We start from the raw sequence: 18,583 nt of genomic DNA on the forward strand, positions 1-18,583 counted from the left end.
TTAGGCGGCGATAAACATTCTGGAGGATGTATGAATAAGCCATTTATGGTTCTGTGCGCCGGCGCGATGCTGGCGCTGCTTGCGGGGTGTACTTCAAACTACGTGATGACCACGAAAAGTGGGCAGACCATTGTGACTCAGGGCAAGCCGCGTCTGGATAAAGACACCGGGATGACCAGCTACGTGGATGAATCTGGCCATCGTCGGCAGATTAACAGCAGCGATGTGTCGCAGCTGGTGGAAGATAACTAAGCAGCAAGTGGCGGTTTGCCCGCTGACGGACAAACCGCGCTAAGGTTATTTCTGTACAGTCGGCGCGTCCGGCGCCGTGCTGTGCACCGCCTGGACGCGCTTACGCACGCCGAACCAGCCGGCGACCAGCAGGACCGCAATCAGCGGAATCGAACCGATGGTGTAAGTGCCGTTCGGATAGTCGAAGGCCATCAGCACCAGCACGCTGAGCAGAAACAGCAGGGTCAGCCAGGAAGTAAACGGCGCGCCCGGCATTTTAAAGCTCACGTCCGCCGCTTTACCTTCCTTAATCGCTTTACGCAGCCGCATCTGGCACACCACGATAAAGCCCCACGACGCGATAATCCCCAGCGATGCCACGTTAAGGACAATCTCGAAGACCTGTGACGGCACCAGGTAGTTGAGGAATACGCCGACGACATACACCGCCAGCGTCGCCAGAATCCCGGCATACGGAACGTGGTGGCGGCTCATCTTCGACATAAACTTCGGCGCGGAACCGCCCATCGACATCGAACGCAGAATGCGCCCGGTGCAGTACAGGCCAGAGTTAAGGCTGGAGAGCGCGGCGGTCAGCACCACGATATTCATCACGCTACCGATATACGGTACCCCCAGCTTCGAGAAGAAGGTGACAAACGGACTTTGCCCCGCCTGATAGGCGTTCCACGGCAGCAGCAAAACCAGCAGCAGTACGGAGCCGACGTAGAACAGGCCGATACGCCAGATCACGCTGTTGATCGCGCGCGGCACCATGGTCTGCGGATCTTTACATTCACCGGCGGCGGTACCCACCAGTTCGATGGACGCAAAGGCGAACACCACCCCCTGAACCAGCACCAGCGCAGGCATCAGCCCGTGCGGGAACAGGCCGCCGTTATCGGTAATCAGGTGGAAGCCGGTGGCATTGCCGTCCAGCGGCTTGCCGCTGCCGAGGAAAATGGTCCCGACCACCAGGAAGGCGACAATCGCCAGCACTTTGACTAAGGCGAACCAGAATTCCATTTCGGCGAACCACTTCACGCCGATCATATTCATGGTGCCGACAATCGCCAGCGCGCCGAGGGCGAATACCCACTGCGGGACATCGCCGAAAGCGCCCCAGTAGTGCATGTACAGCGCCACGGCGGTGATGTCGACAATGCCGGTCATCGCCCAGTTGACGAAGTACATCCAGCCGGCAACGTAGGCCGCTTTTTCACCCAGAAATTCACGGGCGTAGGAGACGAAACTGCCGCTGGAAGGACGGTGGAGAACCAGTTCGCCGAGGGCGCGTAAGATGAAGAACGAGAACAGGCCGCAGACCAGATAAACCAGCGCCAGCGCGGGCCCTGCCATCTGTAAGCGCGCGCCTGCGCCGAGGAACAGACCGGTACCGATGGCGCCGCCGATGGCGATCATCTGCACCTGCCGGTTACCCATGGCCTTGTGATAGCCCGATTCGTGAGAGTTAAGCCAGTGACGCCTGGCGGCATGCTGTTCCGCCGCCGTGTTTTGCTTTGTATTCATTGATGTACCCATTTTCCTGTCAATGTCCATGAGTGGTTCATCGCACCGCTCAGTAGCAGCACGTTATGCTGGCTTTCCCATCATTCTGACGTAGGAGATAAGCACGGCATGGCGCAGCATCCTACACGTAACGAGATAGTGACGCACGTAAAACATTGCTGTAGCGCACTTGCTTAGATATCAATGAGTTCAATAGCGGAGGGCCGCCACCAGCAGGCTAAAAGCGGTGGTATGCTGGCGGCGGCTGGGGTAATAGAGGTGATAGCCGGCGAAGGAGGGGGTCCAGCTATCGAGCACCCGGATGAGTCGTCCCTCCGCCAGCGCCTGCCCGACGCTGTCCTCCGGGACATAGGCCAGCCCAAGCCCGGATTCGGCGGCATCAATCCGCTGCGCAAGGCTGTTGAGGGTGATTTGCCCCTCGACGCGTACCCGAACCTCGCGACCGTCCTGGGCAAACTCCCAGGCATAAATGCCGCCGAGGGTCGGCAGACGCATATTGATGCAGCGATGCTGTTCGAGGTCATATGGCGTTGACGGAATGTCAAAGCGCTGAAAATAGTCCGCCGAGCCGACCACCGCCATGCGCATATCGGGGGCGATACGCACGGCGATCATATCTCTGGCGACCTGTTCTCCGAGGCGAACGCCGGCGTCAAAGCGGCCATCGACGATGTCGGTCAGGCCGTTATCGACGGTGATTTCGATATTGATATCCGGGTATTGCCGCATAAAGTTTTTCAGCGCGGGCCACAGTACGGCGCTGGTGGCATGATCCCCGGCGGAGAGGCGGATGTTGCCCGCCGGCCGATCGCGGGTATCGCGCAGCGCATTGAGCTCCTGCTCGATCTCTTTCAGATGCGGGCCGAGGCTCTGGAACAGTTTCTCACCGGCTTCGGTTGGCGCAACGTTGCGGGTCGTCCGGGTCAGGAGACGAACGTCGAGCCGGGCCTCGAGATTGCGCATCGCGTGGCTGAGGGCGGACTGTGAGACCCCGAGCTGGGCGGCCGCACGGGTAAAACTGCGCTCGCGGGCCACCACCATAAACGACAGCAGGTCGTTAACGTTTTCTTTTAACATCGTTTTCCCGAATTAATGAATTCTGCTCATGGTTCCTTTCTGATTTCGCAGTCTAATCCTCGCGGCAACATTGCGCTACCTTGAACAGACAGGTCAAGTTGAGAGGAGAGAAAAATGCATATTATCCGTAGCGGCTCGCAGCCTTCACGAAAAGGCCCGGACAGCTGGTTTACCGGGGACGTTCGCATTGACGCGCCGTTTCAGGCGACGGAGCCGGCGAAGGTCGGCGGCGCGACGGTCACCTTTGAGCCCGGCGCGCGGACGGCATGGCACACCCATCCGCTGGGCCAGACGCTGATCGTCACCCAGGGGCGCGGCTGGTTGCAGGAGTGGGGCAACGCGCCGCAGGCGTTGAACCAGGGCGATATCGCGTGGATCCCGCCGGGGGTTAAGCATTGGCACGGCGCCTGCAGCGATACCGCAATGGTGCATATCGCCATCGCCGAAGCCGAAAACGGCAGCCCGGTCACCTGGCTGGAAAAAGTGACCGACGAGCAGTATCCGGCAAGCTAATCGCCGCCGCTCGTCGGAAGGTGGGATACCCTGACGCCCGCCTTGCGGCGAGCCGGTAGCGCCGTTTCCCTTTTTCAGGCTATGATTCTCAGCCGGCAACCGCTGAGAGACAACGATGAAAATCAACGTAGTGGGCACCAGTGGCGTCGGCAAATCGACGCTGGCGCGCCGCCTGGCGCAGACTCTGTCCGTACCCTGTATCGAAATGGATCGTTTGTACTGGTTTGCGCAGTGGCAGGGGACGCCGGACGATGAGTTCTTCGCAAAAATCGCCGCCGCCACCGACGCCCCCGGCTGGGTGCTGGACGGCAATTACCACCGCAGCCGCCCGGTCAAGTGGCGCGAGGTCGATCTGGTGGTGTGGCTGGACTACGGTTTCTGCCGCACGCTGAGGCAGGCCGTCTGCCGGGCTGCCTCCCGCGCCAGCCGCCGCCAGGAGCTGTGGCCGGGGACCGGCAACCGTGAAAGCTTCCGTCGCTCCTTTTTTAGCCGCGAATCCATTATCTGGTGGACCATCAAAACCTGGAAACAAAATCGCCAGCGTTATCAGTCTGATATGGCCGACCCGGCGTATCGGCATATTCGCTTCGTACGCCTGCGTCACCCGCGGCAGACCGAGGAATTTATCCGCCAGCTACAGCGGCGGGTGGCGTCGCGTTAAGGGGGTATATCTATTTTCCGGCAGAGTACATGTAAATAAATTGTTTCTCAGTGGCCGCGGCAGATTCTAATAATGCAGGCATGTTAATTAATACGAGCCTGCGAAATGTCTTATCGAATCAGTATCCTGGATAAAAGTCCGCTGGCGGCGGGGGAAACGGCCGCTCAGGCGCTGACGCGTACATTAACGTTGGCGCAACAGGCGGAAGCCTGGGGCTATCACCGCTTCTGGATTGCCGAGCACCACAATACCGATCAATTAGCCAGCCCGTCGCCGGAAGTGGTGATCGCCTGGATCCTCGGCCAGACCCGCCAGATTCGCGTTGGTTCCGGCGGCGTCATGCTGCAGCACTACAGCCCGTATAAAGTGGCGGAAAACTTCAACCTGCTGGCCTCTATCGCGCCGGGCCGCGTCGATCTGGGCGTCGGTAAAGCCCCGGGCGGCCTGCCGCTGTCCACCCGCGCCCTGCAACAGGGATTGCATCCTGAAGAGGGGGGAACCTTTGCCGACCGCCTCGCGCAGCTGGATAACTGGCTGTCGCTTACCGATGCTGAAGGTGAGGAGAGCCTGCGCGCCACGCCAATCCCCCCGCGCCGCGCCGACGGTTTTCTGCTCGGCGCCAGCCTCGAAAGCGCCCAGCTGGCCGCTCAGCTGGACTGGAACTTTGTCTTTGCCGCCCACCTTAACGGCGATAAAACCCTGCTGCGCGATGTCCTGACCCGCTGGCGCGCCCTCAGCCGCCGGGACGCCATCGTCGCGGTGCAGGTCATCGTGGCGGAGGATAGCGCGACGGCGGCCGCGCTGGCTAAACAGGTCGAAGTCTGGGGCGTTGAACTGGAAAACGGCCAGCGGGTCACCGTCGGCAGCGAAGCGCAGGCCGCGGCTTTTGCGCGCCAGGCCGGGAGTCAGCCGACGCGGATCGCCCGTCGCGAGTCTTCGCTGCTGGCCGGCACCGCCGGGGAGGTCAAAACGCAGCTCGACGCCCTGCATAGCGCCTGGAATATTGACGAATTCATTATCGACACGCCGCTCAGCGAAGGGCTGGCGCGTCTCGACTCATTGCGCCTGCTGGCCCAGGCCCATCTAGGTGCGGAGGCGCTGCCATGAGCTTTGAACAACAGCTGATCAACTGGCGGCACGAGCTGCATCAGTACCCGGAACTCTCCTTGCAGGAGGTGGCGACCACCGCGCGCATTCGCGACTGGCTCGAGAGCGGCGGCCTGCGGGTGTTGCCCTACGAGCTGAAAACCGGGCTGGTGGTGGAAGTCGGCAGCGGTGACAAGGTTATCGCCCTGCGGGCGGATATCGACGCGCTGCCGATTGCGGAGGCCACCGGTCTGCCGTATCGCTCGCAAAACGAGGGGGTGATGCACGCCTGTGGTCACGATATCCACACCAGCGTGATGCTGGGGGCTGCGCTGCTGCTGAAAGAACGGGAAGCGCAGCTGCCGGGCCGGGTGCGCATTTTGTTCCAGCCGGCGGAAGAGAACTTTGGCGGGGCGAAAACCCTGATTCGCGCCGGGGCGCTGGAGGGGGTCTCCGCGATCTTCGGCATGCACAATGAACCCGGCCTGCCGCTGGGCGAGTTCGCCACCCGCGGCGGGGCGTTCTACGCCAACGTCGATCGCTTCGTCTTTAAGGTCACCGGTAAAGGGGCGCATGCCGCCCGGCCGCACGAAGGCAAAGATGCGATTTTACTGGCCAGCCAGCTGGTCACCGTCCTGCAGAGCGTTGCCAGCCGCGAGGTGAATACCCTCGATTCGGTGGTCCTGAGCGTGACGCGGATCCAGGGCGGCAATACCTGGAACGTGCTGCCGGAAAGCGTGGAGCTTGAAGGGACCCTGCGTACCCACAGCAGCGAGGTGCAGCAGCGGGTCAAGGGGCGGGTCAGTGAAATTGCCGCCGGTTTCGCCAGCGCTTTTGGCGCGCAAATCGACGTCTTCTGGTACGCCGGGCCGACGGCGTTGGTCAATGACGAACGCTGGGCGGCATTTGCCAGCGAGGTTGCCGCACAGTCCGGCTACCGCACCCGTCATGCGGATCTGCACATGGGCGGCGAAGATTTCGCCGTTTACCTGCAGCATATTCCCGGCGCGTTTGTCAGCATCGGCAGCGCCAGCGAATTCGGTCTTCACCACCCGGCCTACAATCCGGATGACAACTTAATTGCTCCGGCGGCCCGCTATTTCGCGGCGCTGGCGCAACAGGCATTACGCCAGATTTAACGCCTGAGACCTCAGGCTTTTATTTTCATTTTCGGCAAGGAAAGGGGTTGCTATGTCTGAAAAACGACAACTGCGTCTGGGCACGATATTACATGGCGCATCGGGAAATATGTCGGCCTGGCGTCATCCGACCGCCCAGGCGGATGCCAGCATTAATTTTGAGTTCGTCAAACAGACGGCCTTAAAAGCGGAAGAGGGCAAGCTGGACTTTTTATTTGTCGCCGATGGCTTATATATTAACGAGAAATCGATCCCGCATTTTTTAAATCGCTTTGAACCGCTGACGGTACTGTCGACGCTGGCGGCGATCACCCGGCGGCTGGGGCTGGTCGGGACCCTGTCCACCTCCTATAGCGAGCCGTTCACCACCGCGAGACAGTTCGCCAGCCTTGACCACCTGAGCCAGGGGCGCGCGGGCTGGAACGTGGTGACGTCCCCCCTGGAAGGGTCGGCGAAGAACTTTTCCCGCGCCCGGCATCCTGACCACGCGCTGCGCTACCGCATCGCCGATGAATATTTACGCGTGGTCAAAGGCCTGTGGGATTCATGGGAAGAGGATGCCTTTGTGCGTAATAAAGCGACCGGCCAATTCTTCGATAAAAATAAGCTGCATACCCTCGATCATCACGGCGATTTTTTCCAGGTCGCCGGGCCGCTGAATATTTCCCGGACTCCGCAGGGACGGCCAATTATTTTTCAGGCCGGCGCCTCTGATGATGGCAAAAAGCTGGCGGCGAGTCATGCCGACGCCATTTTCACCCATCAGGCGTCGCTGCACGAAGCGCAGGCCTTTTATCGCGATGTCAAAAGTCAGCTGGCAGCCTATGGCCGCCGCGACGACCAGCTCCATATCTTCCAGGGAGTCAGCGTGATCGTCGGCGACGATGCCGACGATGTTGAACAGCAATATCAGACCACCGCCGCGCTGGTGTCGATCGAGGATGCCCTCAACTACCTTGGGCGCTATTTCGAACACCATGACTTTGCGCAGTACCCGCTGGATGAACCGTTCCCGGATATTGGCGACCTCGGCAAAAACAGCTTCCGCAGCACCACCGATGAAATCAAGCGCAACGCCCGCGAGCGCGGCCTGACCCTGCGCCAGGTCGCGCTGGAAGCCGCCAGCCCACGCCCGCGCTTTGCCGGGACGCCACAGCAGGTGGCCGACGGTCTACAGCAGTGGTTTGAACAGCGCGCGGCCGACGGCTTCATTATCCAGGGCGGCACGCCGGATACCTTCCCGCGCTTTGTCGACCGGGTGGTGCCGATTCTGCAGGAGCGCGGGCTGTTCCGCCGGGAGTATCCGGGAACGACGCTGCGCGAAAGCCTGGGGCTGACGCTGCCGGTTAATCAATTCCAACAACAACAATAACAACAGAGAACTCTCGCTATGCAGAAAAAGTCACTTTTACTGGCGCTTGCCCTGGCCTTCAGCGCCCCGTTATGGGCGCAGGACGTCAACATTAACGGTACCGGGGTAAGTCTGGAGGCGAATAAAGCCCCGATTCACACGGCGAAAAATCCGCAGGCCATTGCCCTGTTGCCGGCCAACTATCACTTCGCGGTACCGGGGAAATTCACCGTGGCGGTGGCGGCGCTGAACTCACCGCCGCTGACCGTATTTTCGGATGATAACAAGACCCTGCTTGGCAGCGAGGCCGATATTGCCCGCCTGGTCGCCGATAGCCTCGGGCTGGAGCTGAACGTGGTGCCGACGTCATGGGAGGACTGGCCGCTGGGCGTGGCTTCCGGCAAATATGATGCCGCGATCAGCAATATTACCGTGACCAAAGAGCGTAAAGAGAAGTTCGATTTTGCCACCTACCGTAAGGATTCGCTGGGCTTCTACGTCAAGAGCACCAGCCCGCTGCACAAAATTGACACCGCCGGGGATATCGCCGGGCTGCGCATTATCGTCGGCTCCGGTACCAATCAGGAAGCCATTTTGCTGGCGTGGAATGCGGAAAACCTACAGAAGGGGCTGAAACCGTTTACCCCGGTCTACACCAAAGATGATGCCGCCCAGACGCTGGCGATCCAGTCCGGTCGCGCCGACGCCTTCTTTGGCCCGAACGTCATCGGGGCGTGGAAAGCGGCGCTGACCGGGAAAACCAAACTGGTTGGCAGCGTGGACGGCGGCTGGCCAAAAGCGGCGCATATTGCGGTTACGGTGAAAAAAGGCAGCGGCCTGGTGGATGCCGTGCAGGCGGCGCTGAACGGTACGATTAACAACGGCGATTACGCCAGGGTGCTTAACCGCTGGGGCGAAGGCGTGGAGAGCATCCCGCAATCAGAAATTAACCCGGCCGGGCTCGGTGATTAACAGGAGGCAGTATGAGCGATCTATTCCGCGATATTTCACCCGAAGCGCCTGAACTACAGCCGATTATCAACGGCCTGTTCGCTGAATACGCGTCGCGCTACGGCGACTATTTTTCCCGCGATGCGGAAGTCGAACTGACCGAATGGTATCTGGCGCCGCAGGGGCTGTTTATCGTGCTGGAGCGGGAGGGGGAAATTATCGCCACCGGCGCCTACAAACCGAAAGATACCCACACCGCGGAAATAAAACGTATCTGGACTCATCATGCCCTGCGTCAGCAGGGGCTGGCGGCCAGGGTGGTGCAGGAGCTGGAGCGGCGGGCGGTGCTGGCGGGCTACAGCCATATCTACCTGACCACCGGTTTTCGCCAGCCGGAAGCGGTCAGGCTCTATCTGAGCCAGGGCTATGACGCGCAGTTTGACCTGACGCGCAACCCGGAAGAGTACAGCCAGCCGCCGTTTGACGGCCGGCTGCGGTTCACCAAAGCGCTGGCGGTCAGCGCCCTAAGCCACAGCGCCTGAGGAGGGAACATGAAAACATCGGAAACGATTAAAGTGGTCCCGGCGCGCTATCCGCTGCGTGCCGTGGGCGCGGTGCTGGCGCTGCTGGTTCTGGCGGTGGTGGTGCAATCGGTGGCCTTTAACCCGCGCTGGGAGTGGGCGGTCTTTGCCCGCTGGTTCTTTGATCCGGTTATCCTCGAAGGGCTGGGGCAAACGCTGCTGCTGACGCTGCTGGGTAGCGTATTGAGCGTCATTTTCGGCGGCCTGCTGGCGCTGGCCAGACTCTCTTCCTCATGGTTGCTGAGCAGCCTTGCCTGGGGCTATATCTGGCTGTTCCGTTCGCTGCCGCTGATTGTGGTGCTGATTATCCTCTACAACTTCTCCTATCTTTACGACACGCTGTCGCTGGGTATTCCCTTTACCCATATCAGCTGGGGCAACTACCAGACCATTAACGTGCTGGGACAGTTTTCCACGGCGGTAGTCGGACTGACGCTGGTGCAGAGCGCCTATACCGCGGAGATCATCCGCGGCGGTTTTCTCGGCGTCGACCACGGGCAGTATGAGGCGGCCGCCGCGCTGGGCCTGCCCGCGTGGCGCCGCACGCTGCGTATTATTCTGCCGCAGGCGCTGCGGACGATTTTGCCTTCCGGCTTTAATGAAATTATCAGTCTCGCCAAAGGTACGGCGATGGTGTATGTGCTGGCGATGCCGGAGCTGTTCTACACCATTCAGATGATCTACAACCGCACCCAGGAGGTGATCCCGCTGCTGATGGTTGGCGCCGTCTGGTACCTGGCGATCACCAGCGTGCTGTCGCTGATTCAATATCTGGTGGAGCGCGCCCTCGCGCGCAGCGAACGTCGCTCGGCGGTGAACTCGCCGCGCCGCGCCCGTAGCGCCGAATCGCCCCGTCAGCCGCAACCGCAGGAGACTATCCATGCCCAACTCTCATAACGGCCATATCTCGATTACCGGCGTCAGCAAATATTTTGGTCGCCACAAGGCGTTGGACGACGTTTCGCTGGAGATCGCGCCCGGGACGGTCACGGTGATCCTCGGTCCGTCCGGGTCGGGAAAGTCAACGCTGTTGCGCGCCATTAACCACCTGGAGCGGGTCGATGAAGGTTTTATCCAGATCGATGGCGATTACATCGGCTATCGTCGGCAGGGCGACAAACTGTATGAACTGAAGGAGAAAGAGATCCTCCGCCAGCGGGTTAACGTGGGCTATGTGTTTCAGAACTTCAACCTGTTCCCCCATCTGACGGTGCTGGAAAACCTGATTGAAGCGCCGATCGCCCACAAGCAGGCCAGCCGTAAGGAAGCGGTCGAACGCGCCTATGAGCTGCTTGATGTGGTGGGGTTGCGCAATAAGGCCGATGCCTGGTCACGCCATCTCTCCGGCGGCCAGCAGCAGCGCATCGCCATCGCCAGAGCGCTGGCCCTCAAGCCGCGGGTGATGTTGTTTGATGAGCCGACATCGGCGCTGGACCCGGAACTGGTTGGGGAAGTCCTTGACGTGATTAAAAAACTGGCCCGCTCCGGCACTACGCTGGTGGTGGTGACCCATGAAATCGGGTTTGCGCGCGAGGTCGCCGATCAGGTGGTGTTTATGGTCGATGGCAAAATCATTGAACAGGGCAGCAGCGACGCCGTGCTTAACCATCCGCAGCATCAGCGGACGCGGCAATTTTTATCGAAGGTACTGGTATGAGAATGGGGATAGTCGCGTTGGCCCTCTGCGCCGTTTCTGCGGGGGCGCAGGCGGAAATCGATCTGCGGGCGAATGAGCAGCCGCTACCGGTCACGCTGGATAAGCAGGCGATCGCCAGGATCCCGGCCGGTTATCACTTTGTCGAGCCCGGTACCCTGACGGTGGCGATCTCGGCGCTCAACTCGCCGCCGCTGGCGCTGCTGGCGAGCGATAACCGGACGCGGATTGGCAGCGACCCGGATATTGCCCGCCTGCTGGCCGGGAGTTTAGGCCTGAAGCTGAAGCTGGTGCCGACGGCGTGGGAAGACTGGCCGCTGGGGATTACCTCCGGGCGTTATGACGTGGCGCTGGTCAATATCGCAGTCACCGAACAGCGTAAGGAGAAGTTCGATTTCGCCACCTATCGTGTCGATTCGCTGGCTTTTTCGGTTAAATCCACCAGCAGTATCGCTCACATCAGCGGCGCGGCGGATCTCTCCGGCCGGAAGGTCATTGTCGGTTCCGGCACTAATCAGGAGCGCATTTTGCTCGGCTGGAACGAAGAGAACGCCGCCGCAGGGCGCCAGCCGGCGCTGCCGGTGTACCTGACCGATGACGCCTCCGGCAATCTGTACATCCAGTCCGGGCGCGCCGATGTCTTCTTTGGCCCTCAGTCGGTGGCGGCCTACAAAGCGGCGCTGACCGGGACCACCAAAGTTGTCGGGCTGGGGCCGAAAAAAGCGTACGTCGCCACCACCACTAAAAAGGGCAATGGCCTGGTGTTTGCGTTGCAGGCGGCGCTTGATGGCGCGATCGCGCGCGGCGAGTATCAGCAGGTGCTGGCACGCTGGGGAGAGCAGGGCGAAGCGGTGGCACAGTCTCAGGTAAATCCCCCGGGGATCACCTACTAAAAAACCGCTGTTTCGCCGGAGTACAGGGCGAAACAGCGGGACGAACTTTCGCCAGCGGTATTAAATCAGGCGCTGATGTTGCCAGCGGACCGGATAATTATTGATATCGACTTTCATCGCGGTGTTCACAAATCGGCAAAGATGATGTCAATGTCACTTTATGCGTTGTGTGGCGGATTTGTATGCGGTATTGCAGGGTTGGGCGTCGCCATGACGGGGGCAACGCTACCGGCAACAGCGTATTCTGTATCATGTTGCGTCGTACTTTTGCGCGGGGGTTCCGGCATGCCAGCCCGATTTTGTGCCTAAACTTAATGTTTATCGTGGAGGCCGAAAATGATAACCGTCTATGGTGTACCGGGCTGGGGGTCGGCGATCGGCGAGCTGATGCTGACCCTGGCCGGGATCTCTTATCGCTTCGTCAACGTTGCCGGTTTCGATCAGCCGGGCCCGCAGCGCGACAGCCTGCTGCAGCTAAACCCGCTATGTCAGGTACCGACCCTGCGGCTGGATGATGGCAGCGTGATGACCGAATCCGCCGCGATGGCCTTAATGATCCTTGACCAGCGCCCGGATCTGGCGCCGGCGCCGGGGACGCCGCAGCGCCAGCAGTTTCAGCGCCTGCTGATCTGGCTGGTGGCCAATGTCTACCCCACGTTCACCTATGCCGATTATCCACAGCGCTGGACCGCCGATGCGCCTGAGCAGCTGCGGGAGAACTGCATTCGCTATCGCAAGTCGCTCTATCTGTGGCTGGAACAGCAGCTGCGCGCGGAGCCTTATGCGCTGGGGGCCGACATTTCGCTGCTCGATTGTTATATCGCGGCGATGTGCAACTGGGGGCCGCGGCGGGCGTGGTTTATGGAGCACACGCCAAAGTTTGTCGCCGTGGCGGACAAGGTGTACCAGCGGCCGGAGCTACAGCAGGTTCTGCGTGACAACGAGTTGATTTAAAGCACAAAAGGCGAACCGACTCCGCGGCGCTATGCTAGTTTATCGATCTGACAAATAAGGAGCCTGCTATGCCACATGTTGATATTAAATGTTTTCCCCGCGATCTGACCGATGAACAAAAAAGCGCATTGGCCGCCGATATCACCGACGTGCTTGTCCGTCATCTCAATAGCAAAGAGGGCGCGGTGAGCGTCGCCCTCAATCAGGTTGAGCAAAGCGACTGGCAGCAGGTCTGGGACAGCGAGATTGCCCCGCAGATGGCGCGGCTGATTAAAAAACCGGGCTACAGCATGTCGTAATGCCTGTCCCGCAAGGCGGCGTCCAGGCCGCCCGTTGCCGGGCTATCCCCCATCGCCGGTCTCAGCATACAATTCAGGATGCGAAGCCAGGACGCGGAGCATCGCCGCGCGGACGTCATGCCGGGTTTCTTTCACCCACATTGCCGCCAACGGCAGTCCCGGACGCCGGTTCGCGATCGTTTTTTTGCCGCCCAGGGGAATCTGGCGATCGCCGGCCCGACGTTGACCAACGTTAACAATATTCGGGCGATTATCATTACCTGATCCGGCGCTACCCGGATGCGGCATAACACACCGCATGCGGGTTCCCTTCAGAAGTCCCTCTTTTGGCTTGCGCGCGGGATAGCGGCGGGTAAAGGCTTGAGGTCCGACGGCCGCTGGTCGAATCGATACCCCATCGATGATGAGATTTTATAAAAGCGTCCCGCAATGTTAGCCTGCTCTGCGCAGAGTGGGGGATAATATGGATTTAAGAAAGTTTCAGGCGTTAGCCGGCGTGCAGCTTTGCACGATGTTATTTGGTCTCTCGGCGGTGCTGGCGAAAGGGCTGCCGCTGCCGGTGAGCGCGATTGTCGCCGGGCGCGCCGCCTGGGCGGTAGTGACCTTATCCGCAGTTTTGCTGCTGGCGCGTCGTCAGTGGCGGCGGCTATCCTGGCGAGAGCTGTCTCATCTGGCGATTAACGGCCTGCTGCTGGCCGGGCACTGGATCTGCTTTTTCACCGGCGTTGAACAGGGCGGTGTGGCGGTCGGGACGCTGGGCTTCGCCTGTTTTCCGCTGTTTGTGGCGCTGATTGGCCGGGTTATCTTCGCCACGCCGATTACCCGGCGGGATGTCGCCGCGATGGTGATGGTGGCGGTTGGCCTGCTGGTCATTTCGCCTGAAGCGCTGTCGGCGCAGGGCGGGGGAAGCGCGCTGCTGTGGGCGCTAGCCGCGGGTTTATCTTACGCGGTGATTGTGCTGTATAACCGTCATGCGAAGACCGGCGCTTCGCCGCTGCAGTCCGCATGGCTCCAGTGTTGCGCCTGCGCGCTGGCCACGCTTCCCTGGGGATATTCCGCCATCCGCAGCGCCGACGGTGAGACGTTGTTGCACGTTATATTAATAGGCGTGCTGTGCACCGGTATCGCCTACAGCCTGTTGACCTTTGCGCTGCAATACGTCGCCGCGGGCAAAGCGGCGATCGTGATAGCGCTGGAGCCGCTGTGGGCGGTTTTCTTTGCCGCCATCTGGTTTGGCTCGCTGCCGGGGCCGGCCGTTTTTATCGGCGGCGGATTGATTATTGCGGCGGTTGCGTTCTGCGGGTCACCATCGTAAACGGCTGCGCGCCGTTGGCCGCGCCCGCCCGCGTAGGGTGAAACGGCGCTTTTCTGTCTCTGGCGCTATGGTCGCCAGGCCGCCGGGGGCAGTAAGCAAACTACTCCTCCGGGGTATTGGCCCGCACATGTCGGCCGCTGGCGACAAAGTTTCCGGTGCCGAGATGATGCAGCGTATTGAGCTTATCGTCGTCGAACTGCCAACGTCCGCTGATAAACGCGCGCTCATCGGCGGCGGCGGCAACCACCTCGCCAAACAGCGTGTCGTACTGCTCCTGAGCGGCGGTCGGCGGCAGCAGGCGACACTCCATCCACGCCAGACACTTCTCCTCAATTAACGGCAGCCCCAGTACCGGGCCATTGACCACCGGAATACCGTAGGCGTTGAATTTATCTTCGTCGCGCCCGCTGATGCTGCCGACCGCATAGGTCCAGCTGGCGGCGGCGACGCCCGGCACCACGATGCCGAAGGTCCCGTTACGTTCAATAATTTCCCGTGTCCAGGCGCTCTTATCGACCACGATGGCGAGGCGTGGCGGCGCAAACTCCACCGGCATCGACCAGGCGGCGGCCATCACATTGCGGCGTTCTGATGCCGCGTCATAGCTGGTGATAAGAATAGTCGGGCCGTGATTGAGCAGGCGACTGGCGTACTGGAGTTCCACGTGGCGAAAACGGCTCATAAGCGTTCCTTGGTAAATGGGTCTGATGCCAGACAACACGTTAAGCCGCAATGAAAATGTAATCAATACGTCATACAGGCTGCCTATAGTCGGCAGCACTAAGTCCCAAAGAGGATAACACTATGTTAGCTCCCCTGTTTTTAGCACAGGTGGGCGCGGCCCGGCGGATGTTGACCGCCGGCAGAGCATCGCTTTCCCGGCGGGGAGGGCGATAATGCGTGCGCTTACCGGCATCAAACTCGATAGCGTTTCTTTCGCTTTCGGCACTCATACCGTACTTAACCATATCGATCTGCATATCGACGCGGGCAGCATTGTCGCGCTGCTGGGCCCCTCCGGCTGCGGCAAAAGCACCCTGCTGCGCCTGCTGGCGGGATTAACCGTTCCGGCCAGCGGCGAAATCCATTTTGGCGATCGGCTGATCGCCAAAAGCGGATGGGGAATGCCTCCGGAGCAGCGCGATATTGGCATGGTGTTCCAGGATTACGCCCTGTGGCCGCATATGACGGTGGCGCAAAATATTGCCTTCCCGCTGCGGATGCGCGGCGTGGCGCGCAACCTACGCCAGCAGCGGGTGAACGCTGCGCTGGCGAGGGTCGGTTTAACCGGTTTCGCCGAACGCAAACCGTCCGGTCTCTCCGGCGGGCAGCAGCAGCGGGTGGCGCTGGCGCGCGCCATCGTTGCCGAGCCGCGGGTGCTGCTGTTCGACGAACCGCTCTCCAACCTCGATAGCGAACTGCGCGAATCCTTGTGTATCGAAATGAGCCGCCTGCTGCGCCAGCTCGGGATCACCGCGGTGTATGTCACCCATGACCGCCGCGAAGCAGAGCTGTTGGCTGACCGTATTGTGCATTTATCCGCGGGCAGCATCGCCGCCGTCCGCACCGTGACTTCATCCTCAGGGGAAACCGCATGAAATCCGTTATGACGTTTAAGAAAGGAGCTACGCTCGCGATTATGCTATCGGCCACGATGATCTCCAGCGCCCACGCGCTGACCGTATATACCGCCGGCCCGGGTACGCTGGCGAAAAGCCTTGCCAGCGGATACGAAAAGAAAACCGGCGTCAAGGTGAATATTTTCCAGGCCACCACCGGCAAAGTGATGGCGCGGCTCGAAGCCGAACAGGCTAACCCGCAGGCGGATGTGCTGATCTCCGCGTCGTGGGATACCGCGGAGGATTTGCATAACCGCGGCTGGCTCCTGCCGTACCAGAGCGCCAATGCCGAAAAGGTACCGGCCAACCTGCAGTCGGCGGACTACGTCGCGCAGGGGATTTCCGCGCTGGGGATCGTCTGGAACAGCAAAAGCGGGACCCCGGAGCCGAAAGAGTGGCGCGATCTGACCGAAGCGGCGTTTAAAGACAAAGTGACGACGCCGGACCCGGCGCTGTCGGGCGCATCGTTAGATTTGCTGATCGGGCTGCAAAATGGCATGGGCGATAAGGCCTGGGCGCTGTTCGACGATCTGAAAAAGAACGGTATGGTGGTGAGCGGACCGAATGCCCAGGCGGTTACGCCGGTGATGCAAGGCGCGAAAGCGGCGGTCTTCGGCGCGGTGGATTACGTTTCCTACGGCAATATCAACCAGGGTGAATCGCTGAAGGTGATTTTCCCCGCCAGCGGTACGGTGATCGCCCCGCGGCCGATGATGATCCTCAAAACCACCCGGCATGCGGATGATGCCAAAGCCTTTGTCGATTATGTGCTGTCGGCGGAAGGGCAGGCGCTGGTCGCCGGGGCCTGGCTGATGCCGGCGCGGGCCGACATTACCGCCAAACGTCCGCTGCTCAACGAGCTGAAGGTTCTGCCAACCACCGGCGACGGCAGCAGCGAACGTCGTGCGGTGCTGGCCCGCTTCAATACCCTGTTCGGACAATAAGTTCGGCTATTCTCCCCGGCGGCGCGGTGCCGGCCGGGGGGACAGACGCCGGGTTTGCGTCTGGCCGCCGCCCGGAAGATTTCGCTCGTCCCCAGGAAGATATAGTGAAACAGAAACTGATTCCCGGCATCACGCTGGCGGCGCTTCTGCTGCTGGTGGCGTTGCCGCTGCTTTTTATTCTCTTACAGGCGGTGTTTCCGCAGTTTAGCGGCGGATCATTCCAGGACCCGTTCAGCGGGGTTTCCGCGCTGCTGGCCGATCCGCAAATACCGGCCATGCTGGGCGGGACCTTATGGATTGCCTGCGGCGTCGCGCTGGTCAGCGTGGCGATTGGTCTACCGCTCGGCGTGCTGCGCGGCTTGTTTAATCTGCCGCTGTCGCGCCTGTGGGATCTGCTGTTTTTGATCCCGTTTCTGACGCCGCCTTACATCGCGGCGCTGTCATGGATGCTGCTGCTGCAGAGTAACGGTTATCTCCAGCAGCTCACCGGGTGGGATCTTAACGATCTGCTGTTTAGCCGCACGGGAATCGTGCTGGTGATGACGCTGAATATTTTCCCGGTGGTCTATTTTGCCGTTTCGCGCAGCCTGCTGGCGAGCGGGCAGCGGCTGGCTATGGTCGCCAGGGTCCACGGCGCCAGCGCCTGGCGTGCGTTCTGGCACGTGACGCTGCCGATGCTTTCTCCGGCGCTGGCGGCGGGGATGCTGCTGGCGTTTACCCTGGCGATTGAGGAGTATGGCGTGCCCGCGGCGCTGGGGTCGCGCGCGGGGGTGGTGATGCTTACCGTCGGTATTGAAAACAAACTCGCCGACTGGCCAATCGACCTGAGCGGGGCGTCGCTGCTGTCACTGCTGTTAATTACGCTGGCGCTCCTCGCCTGGTGGTTGCAAAAGCGGCTGGTTGGCGACAAAGAGGTGACCAGCGTGACCGGCAAACCGGGTGAAAACAGCGGGGCTGAACTGGGCTGGTTGACCGCGCCGGCCCTCTTATTGCTGGCGGCGGTCGGCGGGCTGGCGGTGCTGTTGCCGGGCGCGTCGATGGTGGCCACCAGTCTGAGCGGTACGCTTTCCGGCGGCCTGAATGCGGACAATTTGACCTTCAGACATTTTGCCACGCTCTTCAGTCAGCAGGGCGATGCGCTATCGGCGCTGGGCACCAGTCTCTCGCTGGCGTTAGCTTCGGCGCTGATTGTCGGCGTGCTCGGTCTGGTCGCCGCCTGGCTGGTGCTGGTGCAAAAAATCAAAGGCAGCGCGCTGATTGATGCCCTGTCGCTGATGCCGGCGGCGTTGCCCGGGGTGGTGGTGGGCGTCGGCCTGATCCTGCTCTGGAACCGCCCGTTCTGGCCGGTGTCGCCCTATAACACCTGGTTTATGCTGCTGCTCTCCTATTGCTGCCTGCTGCTGCCGTGGCCGGTGCGTTACGTCGGCAGCGCGCTGCGTCAGCTTGGCGCGAACCTTGAACCGGCGGCGCGGGTACATGGCGCATCGTCGCTGCAGGCGCTGCGGCTGATCGTCCTGCCGCTGGTCTTCCCGGCACTGCTGGCGGCGATGTTAATGGTGTTTGCGGTGGCATCGCGTGAGCTGGTGACCTCCCTGCTGCTGGCGCCGGCGGGCACCCAGACCGTAGCGGTGTTTATCTGGCGTCAGTTTGAGCAAGGTTCGCCGGGGCAGGGAATGGCGATGGCAAGCCTGACGCTTTTCAGCGGCCTGCTGTTGATGCTTGGCGCCCTGGCGCTGATGCAGCGTACCGCCCGCTGACGCGGGCGATCGCACAAAATTGCCAGTG

Annotated in this window: 19 protein-coding genes and 1 pseudogene; 17 read left to right on the top strand and 3 right to left on the bottom strand. The window is 61.0% G+C overall.

The annotated features are described in order from the left end of the window. Positions 1-30: 30 nt before the first annotated feature. Positions 31-252 carry a YgdI/YgdR family lipoprotein gene (locus tag EDF73_RS20465; RefSeq protein ID WP_132730885.1) on the top strand — a complete coding sequence of 74 codons (222 nt, stop codon included), beginning with the start codon at positions 31-33 and terminating at the stop codon, positions 250-252. A 45-nt stretch (positions 253-297) separates the two neighbouring features. Here the strand turns inward: EDF73_RS20465 and ansP are convergent, their stop codons facing one another. Continuing rightward, entirely contained in the window at positions 298-1,761 is a 1,464-nt protein-coding gene (ansP, locus tag EDF73_RS20470; protein WP_132730886.1) for an L-asparagine permease, read from the bottom strand. A gap of 189 nt (positions 1,762-1,950) precedes the next feature. Further along, complete coding sequence (locus EDF73_RS20475; RefSeq protein ID WP_132730887.1) at positions 1,951-2,838, bottom strand: LysR family transcriptional regulator; 888 nt, start codon at positions 2,836-2,838, stop codon at positions 1,951-1,953. Between the two features lie 114 nt (positions 2,839-2,952). Here EDF73_RS20475 and EDF73_RS20480 point away from each other — a divergent pair, with 114 nt between their 5' ends. From EDF73_RS20480 to EDF73_RS20545, 13 genes and pseudogenes are all read left to right on the top strand, one after another. Then, entirely contained in the window at positions 2,953-3,351 is a 399-nt protein-coding gene (locus EDF73_RS20480; RefSeq protein WP_132730888.1) for a cupin domain-containing protein, read from the top strand. Positions 3,352-3,466: 115 nt separating this feature from the next. Beyond that, a complete protein-coding gene (locus tag EDF73_RS20485) occupies positions 3,467-4,012 on the top strand; it encodes an AAA family ATPase (protein WP_132730889.1) in 546 nt (181 codons plus the stop codon). 105 nt (positions 4,013-4,117) lie between these two features. Further along, positions 4,118-5,119, top strand: a complete 1,002-nt coding sequence (locus tag EDF73_RS20490) for an MsnO8 family LLM class oxidoreductase (RefSeq protein WP_132730890.1) — start codon at positions 4,118-4,120, stop codon at positions 5,117-5,119. Beyond that, on the top strand, positions 5,116-6,237 hold the full coding sequence (locus tag EDF73_RS20495; protein WP_132730891.1) for a M20 peptidase aminoacylase family protein: 1,122 nt from the start codon (positions 5,116-5,118) through the stop codon (positions 6,235-6,237). The genes EDF73_RS20490 and EDF73_RS20495 overlap by 4 nt, the downstream gene beginning before the upstream one ends. A 52-nt stretch (positions 6,238-6,289) precedes the next feature. Continuing rightward, positions 6,290-8,560, top strand: a pseudogene (locus EDF73_RS27770) (NtaA/DmoA family FMN-dependent monooxygenase). A gap of 11 nt (positions 8,561-8,571) precedes the next feature. Next, on the top strand, positions 8,572-9,081 hold the full coding sequence (locus EDF73_RS20510; RefSeq protein WP_132730894.1) for a GNAT family N-acetyltransferase: 510 nt from the start codon (positions 8,572-8,574) through the stop codon (positions 9,079-9,081). Positions 9,082-9,090: 9 nt separating this feature from the next. Beyond that, complete coding sequence (locus EDF73_RS20515; protein ID WP_132730895.1) at positions 9,091-10,017, top strand: amino acid ABC transporter permease; 927 nt, start codon at positions 9,091-9,093, stop codon at positions 10,015-10,017. Continuing rightward, the gene (locus EDF73_RS20520; protein ID WP_132730896.1) at positions 10,001-10,777 is read left to right on the top strand and encodes an amino acid ABC transporter ATP-binding protein; all 777 of its coding nucleotides are present in this window, start codon (positions 10,001-10,003) and stop codon (positions 10,775-10,777) included. The genes EDF73_RS20515 and EDF73_RS20520 overlap by 17 nt, the downstream gene beginning before the upstream one ends. After that, a complete protein-coding gene (locus EDF73_RS20525) occupies positions 10,774-11,667 on the top strand; it encodes a transporter substrate-binding domain-containing protein (RefSeq protein WP_132730897.1) in 894 nt (297 codons plus the stop codon). The genes EDF73_RS20520 and EDF73_RS20525 overlap by 4 nt, the downstream gene beginning before the upstream one ends. 336 nt (positions 11,668-12,003) lie before the next feature. After that, entirely contained in the window at positions 12,004-12,621 is a 618-nt protein-coding gene (locus tag EDF73_RS20530; protein WP_132730898.1) for a glutathione S-transferase family protein, read from the top strand. Between the two features lie 68 nt (positions 12,622-12,689). Next, the gene (pptA, locus tag EDF73_RS20535; protein ID WP_132730899.1) at positions 12,690-12,920 is read left to right on the top strand and encodes a tautomerase PptA; all 231 of its coding nucleotides are present in this window, start codon (positions 12,690-12,692) and stop codon (positions 12,918-12,920) included. A gap of 78 nt (positions 12,921-12,998) precedes the next feature. Beyond that, positions 12,999-13,184, top strand: coding sequence for a hypothetical protein (locus tag EDF73_RS20540; protein ID WP_132730900.1), 186 nt, complete (start codon positions 12,999-13,001; stop codon positions 13,182-13,184). Between the two features lie 199 nt (positions 13,185-13,383). Then, entirely contained in the window at positions 13,384-14,235 is an 852-nt protein-coding gene (locus EDF73_RS20545; RefSeq protein ID WP_132730901.1) for a DMT family transporter, read from the top strand. Between the two features lie 100 nt (positions 14,236-14,335). Here EDF73_RS20545 and EDF73_RS20550 read toward each other — a convergent pair whose 3' ends face one another. Continuing rightward, complete coding sequence (locus EDF73_RS20550) at positions 14,336-14,917, bottom strand: flavin reductase family protein (protein ID WP_132730902.1); 582 nt, start codon at positions 14,915-14,917, stop codon at positions 14,336-14,338. A gap of 211 nt (positions 14,918-15,128) precedes the next feature. Between EDF73_RS20550 and EDF73_RS20555 the strand changes: the two genes are divergently transcribed. The 3 genes from EDF73_RS20555 (at position 15,129) to EDF73_RS20565 (ending at position 18,555) form a co-directional block, all read left to right on the top strand. Continuing rightward, positions 15,129-15,833, top strand: a complete 705-nt coding sequence (locus EDF73_RS20555) for an ABC transporter ATP-binding protein (RefSeq protein WP_165905763.1) — start codon at positions 15,129-15,131, stop codon at positions 15,831-15,833. After that, the gene (locus tag EDF73_RS20560; RefSeq protein ID WP_132730904.1) at positions 15,830-16,798 is read left to right on the top strand and encodes an ABC transporter substrate-binding protein; all 969 of its coding nucleotides are present in this window, start codon (positions 15,830-15,832) and stop codon (positions 16,796-16,798) included. Before EDF73_RS20555 ends, EDF73_RS20560 begins: the two co-directional genes overlap by 4 nt. Before the next feature lie 104 nt (positions 16,799-16,902). Further along, positions 16,903-18,555 carry an iron ABC transporter permease gene (locus EDF73_RS20565; protein WP_132730905.1) on the top strand — a complete coding sequence of 551 codons (1,653 nt, stop codon included), beginning with the start codon at positions 16,903-16,905 and terminating at the stop codon, positions 18,553-18,555. The last annotated feature ends 28 nt before the right edge of the window (positions 18,556-18,583 follow it).

It is taken from the genome of Klebsiella sp. BIGb0138, assembly GCF_004342285.1.
Taxonomy (GTDB): Bacteria; Pseudomonadota; Gammaproteobacteria; order Enterobacterales; family Enterobacteriaceae; genus Klebsiella.